The 5,679-nt window shown below is 70.5% G+C and carries 5 protein-coding genes and 1 pseudogene; all 6 read right to left on the minus strand.

Translation table 11 applies throughout. From position 1 onward, the window contains the following. The coding region (locus tag GKQ77_RS26365; RefSeq protein ID WP_219691425.1) for an N-acetylglucosamine kinase at positions 1-1,004 on the minus strand (1,004 nt) is incomplete at its 3' end. After that, positions 995-2,260: a 6-phospho-beta-glucosidase gene (locus GKQ77_RS26370; protein WP_219691426.1), complete on the minus strand. Its 1,266-nt coding sequence runs from the start codon at positions 2,258-2,260 to the stop codon at positions 995-997. The genes GKQ77_RS26370 and GKQ77_RS26365, both read right to left, overlap by 10 nt. Positions 2,261-2,268: 8 nt before the next feature. Continuing rightward, a complete protein-coding gene (locus GKQ77_RS26375; RefSeq protein WP_219691427.1) occupies positions 2,269-3,174 on the minus strand; it encodes a carbohydrate ABC transporter permease in 906 nt (301 codons plus the stop codon). A 6-nt stretch (positions 3,175-3,180) separates the two neighbouring features. Further along, positions 3,181-4,116, minus strand: a complete 936-nt coding sequence (locus GKQ77_RS26380) for a carbohydrate ABC transporter permease (protein ID WP_219691428.1) — start codon at positions 4,114-4,116, stop codon at positions 3,181-3,183. 11 nt (positions 4,117-4,127) lie between these two features. Further along, positions 4,128-5,381, minus strand: a pseudogene (locus GKQ77_RS26385) (ABC transporter substrate-binding protein); the annotation flags it as partial. Beyond that, positions 5,342-5,665, minus strand: coding sequence for a GntR family transcriptional regulator (locus GKQ77_RS33665; RefSeq protein ID WP_308117796.1), 324 nt, complete (start codon positions 5,663-5,665; stop codon positions 5,342-5,344). The gene GKQ77_RS33665 and the pseudogene GKQ77_RS26385, both read right to left, overlap by 40 nt. Between the last annotated feature and the right edge of the window lie 14 nt (positions 5,666-5,679).

Consider the following 5,679-nt stretch of genomic DNA (forward strand, 5'->3'; position numbering starts at 1 on the left):
CGCGCGTGCACCTCGGTAGGGGCGCCCACCTGGTCGAGGCCGAGCAGCGCCGCGCCGAGGACGGGGCGGGCCGTGACCACCCGGGGCTCCGCCTTGGGTGCGCGCTCGGAGAGCAACAGGCGGATACGGTCGTCCAGTTGGGGGTGCCGGGCCGCGAGGACGCTGCCGCCGAGCACGACCGGGACCTCCTCGCCGAGCAGGCCGAGCCGGTCCAGGGCCACGGTCGACATGGCGACGACCTCGTCGGCCATCCGGTCCACCAGCGCGCGTGCCACCGCGTCCCCCGCCGCGGCGGTGGCGAAGAGGACCGGCGTCAACTCGTGCCGCTGGGCCAGGGTGAGGTGCCCCAGGTGCAGGGCCTCGATCAGCGCGTACATGGACGCCAGGCCGAAGTGTGCCGGAAGCGCCTCGCGCAGCGCGGTCGGCCCGCCCCGGCCGTCCTCGGCCCGCGCCGCGTGCCACAGCGCCTCCTCGGCGAGGCCGCCGCCCCCGCCCCAGTCGCCGGAGATCCGGCCGATCGCCGGGAAGCGGGCGGTGCGGCCGTCCGGCAGCATGCCGGCGCAGTTGATGCCCGCCCCGCACACCACGGCCACGCCCCGCGGCTCCGCGTCCTCCAGGAGCCCGGCGCGCAGCACGGCGAAGGTGTCGTTGCGCACCTCGACGGAAGCGCCCCAGCCGCGCCGCCGCAGCGCGTCCGCCAACTGCCGCTCCTCCACCGGCAGATCGGCGTTGGCCAGGCATGCCGACACATGCCCCACGGAGCCGGCGCCCGCCTCGGAGCCCGCCTCGACGCCCGCCTCGACGCCCGCCTCGGCGAGCGCCCGCGCCACCGCTTCCGCGAGCACGTCCACCGCCGCCTCGACGCCGACCCGGGGCGGCTGGAACCCGCCGCCCCGGGCCGCGCCGACGATCCGCCCGCCGCCCGTGACCACCGCGACGTCGGTCTTGCTGTTGCCCGCGTCGATCGCGAGCACGCTCGTGCCTACGCCCCCGCCTACGCCCACGCCAGGTGCTCCCGGTTGTGCGCGACGAGGCGGTCGGTGAGCGCTTCGGCATGCGCGTACTGGCCGACCAGCGGGTGGGCGAGCAGCGCCTTGAAGACGCGGTCGCGGCCCCCGCGCAGGGCTGCCTTCAGCGCCAGGTCCTCGTACGCCGTGACGTTCGCGATCAGGCCCGAGTACAGCGGGTCGAGGGCGGGCACGGCCAGAGGCCTGGCGCCCGAGCCGTCCACGGTCGCCTGCACCTCGATGACCGCGTCGTCGGGGAGGAACGGCAGCGTGCCGTTGTTGACGGTGTTCACCACCTGGTAGGGGCTGCCGCCGCTGCCGAGCAGGGAGGCGGCCAGGTCCACGGCCGCCTCCGAGTAGAAGGCGCCGCCGCGCTTGGCGAGCAGCTCCGGCTTCTCGTCGAGCACCGGGTCGCCGTACATGGTCAGCAACTCCCGCTCCATCGCGGCCACTTCGGCGGCGCGGGAGGGCTTGGTGCGCAGCTCGTCGACGACCGCGTCGTGCTGGTAGTAGTAGCGCAGGTAGTACGAGGGGACGACGCCGAGCCGGTCGACGATCTCGCGGGGCATGTGCAGGTCCTCGGCGACGGCGTCCCCGTGCCGCTCCAGCAGCCGGGGCAGGACGTCGGCGCCGCCCGGCCCCCCGAGACGTACGCCCGTCTCCCACGTCAGGTGGTTGAGCCCCACGTGATCGAGGTGGACCTCGCCCGGCGCGACGTCGAGCAGCTTGGCGAACTTCCGCTGGAAGCCGATCGCCACGTTGCACAGCCCGACGGCTTTGTGCCCGGCCTGGAGCAGCGCCCGCGTGACGATGCCGACGGGGTTGGTGAAGTCGATGATCCAGGCGTCCGGGTTGGTGCGCCGTACGCGCTCGGCGATGTCCAGGACGACCGGGACCGTGCGCAGCGCCTTCGCCAGGCCGCCCGCGCCGGTCGTCTCCTGGCCGACGCAGCCGCACTCCAGCGGCCAGGTCTCGTCCTGCTGCCGGGCCGCCTGACCGCCGACGCGCAGCTGCAGCAGGACCGCGTCGGCGTCCGCGACGCCCGCGTCCACGTCGGAGGTGGTGACGATGCGGCCCGGGTGGCCCTGCTTGGCGAAGATGCGCCGCGCGAGGCCGCCCACCAGCTCCAGGCGGTCGGCGGCCGGGTCGACGAGGACCAGCTCCTCGATCGGCAGGGCGTCCCGCAACCGGGCGAACCCGTCGATGAGTTCGGGTGTGTAGGTCGACCCTCCGCCGACCACTGCGAGCTTCATTGCGTGTCTCAGCCCTTTACTCCGGTGAGGGTGACGCCTTCGACGAAGGCCTTCTGTGCGAAGAAGAAGACGACGATGACCGGCGCCATCACGAGCAGCGTCGCGGCCATCGTCAGGTTCCAGTTGACGCTGTGGGCGCTCTTGAACGATTCGAGGCCATAGCTCAGTGTCCAGGCTCCGGGGTTCTGGGCGGCGTAGATCTGCGGCCCGAAGTAGTCGTTCCAGCAGTAGAAGAACTGGAAGAGCGCGATGGCGGCGATGCCCGGCTTGGCCATCGGCACGACGATCTTGACGAGCGTACGGAACTCGCCGCAGCCGTCGACCTTCGCCGACTCGATGTACTCCTTCGGGATGGTCAGCAGGAACTGCCGCAGGAGGAAGATCGAGTACGCGTCGCCGAACGCCATCGGGATGATCAGCGGCCACAGCGTGCCCGACAGATGCAGCTGCTGTGCCCAGACCAGGTACATCGGGACCACGATGACCTGCGGCGGAAGCATCATCGTCGAGATGACGAGGAGCATCGCGGTGCGCCGCCCGCGGAAGCGGAACTTGGCGAGCGCGTACGCCACGGGGATCGCCGAGCAGACCGTGAGGAGCGTGCCGAGGCCCGCGTACAGCAGGGAGTTGCGCCACCACTCCAGGAAGCCGGGCGTGTCGAACACCGTCCTGTAGTTCGACCAGTTCCAGGAGTCGGGCCACAGCTCGCCGCTCATCGCCTGGGAGTCGCTCATCACCGACGTCAGGAAGACGAAGACGAACGGCAGGACGAACAGGAGCGCGATCGCGAGGGCCACGCTGTGTACGGCGATCCAGTGCAGGACGCGCTTGCGGCGGGCGCGGGCGGCGGCGGGGCCCCTGAGCGGGCCGGTGCGTTCGGGTGCCGTCGGCACGCCGAGAGTCGTGGTCGTCATGAGTCCTCAGTCCTCCGCCGCGAGCAGCCCGGAGCGCTTGCGCATCAGGAGCGTCGTCACGGCCATGGCGATGGCGAAGAGCACGAGCGAGAGCACGCACGCGGCGCCGGTGTTGAAGTTCTGGAAGCCCATCGAGTAGACGAGCTGGGGGACCGTGAGGGTCGAGTGCTCCGGATAGCCGGGCTGGATCACCGAACCCGGGCCGATGCTGACCCCGGAGGCGACCTTCCCGGCGACCAGGGCCTGCGTGTAGTACTGCATGGTCTGTACGACACCCGTGACCACCGCGAACATCACGATCGGCGTGATCGCGGGCCAGGTGACATAGCGGAACCTGGCCCACGCCCCGGCGCCGTCCAGCTCCGCGGCCTCGTACTGCTCCCTCGGCACGTCGAGCAGCGCCGCCATGAAGATCACCATCAGGTCGCCGATGCCCCACAGGGAGAGCAGCACCAGCGAGGGCTTGGCGGTGTCCGGGTCGTTGAACCAGTTGGGCCCGGAGACGCCGATCGCGCCGAGGAGTTCGTTGACCGGGCCCGTGCCCGGGTTGAGCAGGAAGACGAAGGCGACGGTGGCGGCGACCGGCGGGGCGAGGTAGGGCAGGTAGAAGGCGGTGCGGAAGAACCCGGCGCCCGTCTTGATCTTCGTGACGAGCAGCCCGAGCGAGAGCCCGAAGACCACCCGCACCGCCACCATGATCACCACCAGCCACAGGGTGTTCCACAGGGCGGGCCCGAAGAGCGGCATCTGGTCGAACACGTACGTCCAGTTCCTGAGGCCCACAAAGGTGGGCGCCTTGATCTGGTTGTAGTGCATGAACGAGAAGTAGACGGTGGCTATCAGCGGGTACGCGAAGAAGACGCTGAACCCGACGAGCCAGGGGGAGAGGAAGCCGAGCGTGCGGAGCCTGCGGCGCGCGGGCCTGGAGAGGGAGAGTGCCATGGCGCGGGTCCTCAGCTCTTCGCCTGGAGGGTGTCGGAGTCGATCTGCTCGTCGAGCTTCTTCAGGCCCTCGCGCAGATCGGGGACGCGCCCGGCCTCGTAGGAGTACGAGAAGTCCATCAGCGAGACGACGAAGGAGCCGCCGTTGGTGGAGGGCGGCAGGGCCTTGCTGTGCTTGTTCTCCAGGATCTTGAAGAAGGTGCGGAACCTTGGATCGGCGTCCAGGCGCGGGGAGTCGAGGGCCGCGTAGGTGGAGGGCACGTTGTGGATGTCGTTGGCGAAGTCCACGACCTGGTCGGTGTTGGTGGTTAGGAACCTCACCAGCTCCCAGGCGGCGTTCTGGTGCTTGCTGCTGTGTGCGATCCCGGCGACCGTGCCGGTGATGAAGCCGCGTCCGTAGGTATCCGCCTGGTCGTCGGGGACGGGCAGCGGCGCGACCCCCCAGTCGAAGTCGGCCTTGGCGTCCTTGAGCATGAGCCCGCGCCACTCGCCGTCCAGGTGCATGGCGAGCTTCCCCGTGAGGAAGGCGTTCTGGTTCGACATCTCGTCGCCGAAGGTGAGCCGGAACCTCTCCAGGTCGTCGAAGCCGCCCTGCGCGTCGGCGAGTTGGCGCGAGGTCTTCAGGAAGTCGTACGTCGCCGGCTCCTCGGCGAGCCGCGAGGTGCCGTCCGCGTCGAAGTACCGGGGACCCCACTGCGCGAAGAGCCGGTCCGGACTCCCCTGGTAGAGCCGGAAGTTGGGCATGTAGCCGACCCGTTCGTACGAGTCCTCGCCGCTGCGCACGGTCAGCTTCGCGGCCGCCCGCTTGAACTCGGACATCGTGCGCGGCGGGCGCTTGATGCCCGCCTCCTTGAAGGCGTCCTTGTTGTAGTACATGCCGAAGGCGTCGGCGAGGAGGGGGAGGGCGCACTGGTTGCCCTCGTAACTGGTGTAGTCCAGCAAGGTCTTCGGGAAGACCTTCTCCTTCTCCACGCCCGTCTTCTTCATGAACGGGTCGAGGTCCACCCACATCCCCGAGTCGCAGTACTGCCCGACGTTGTTGGTGGTGAAGGACGACACCACGTCCGGGGCCTTGTCGCCGCCCGCGCGCAGTGCCTGGTTGATGGTGGCGTCCGTGACGTTCCCGGTGGACTCCACCTCGATGTTCGGGTGCAGTTCCTCGAAGCGCTCGATGCTGGCGTTGACGGCCTTGACCTCGCCGGGCGCCGCCCAGCCGTGCCAGAACTTCAGCGTGACCGGTTCGGTCGGGTCGTCGTGCGCGCTGCCGACGCGGACGCGCGGCTGCGCGCGGCCCCCGCCAGCGGCCGGGGCCGCGCCGTCGACACCCGCGTGCCCGACCCGCGCACGGGCTCGACATAGCCTTCGGCGCGCAGGCGTTCGTAGGCCTGCACCACGGTGGACCGGGCGACGCCGAGCGCCAGGGCCAGCGTTCGGGTCGAGGGCAAGGGCTCGCCCGCGCCCAGCCGGCCGGCACGCACCCGTTCGCGGATGGCGCGGCACAACTGGCCTTCGAGATCGCCCTGGGGCCGGTCAAGCACCAGCCAGGTCACGGCTTGGGAAGTCA

Source organism: Streptomyces anatolicus, from assembly GCF_019400875.1.
Lineage (GTDB): Bacteria > Actinomycetota > Actinomycetes > Streptomycetales > Streptomycetaceae > Streptomyces > Streptomyces anatolicus.

Coding starts and splice junctions, on each gene's coding strand:
- GKQ77_RS26375 (WP_219691427.1), bottom strand. CDS start 3,174: ATGACGACCACGACTCTCGGCGTGCCGACGGCACCCGAACGCACCGGC.
- GKQ77_RS26380 (WP_219691428.1), bottom strand. CDS start 4,116: ATGGCACTCTCCCTCTCCAGGCCCGCGCGCCGCAGGCTCCGCACGCTC.
- GKQ77_RS26370 (WP_219691426.1), bottom strand. CDS start 2,260: ATGAAGCTCGCAGTGGTCGGCGGAGGGTCGACCTACACACCCGAACTC.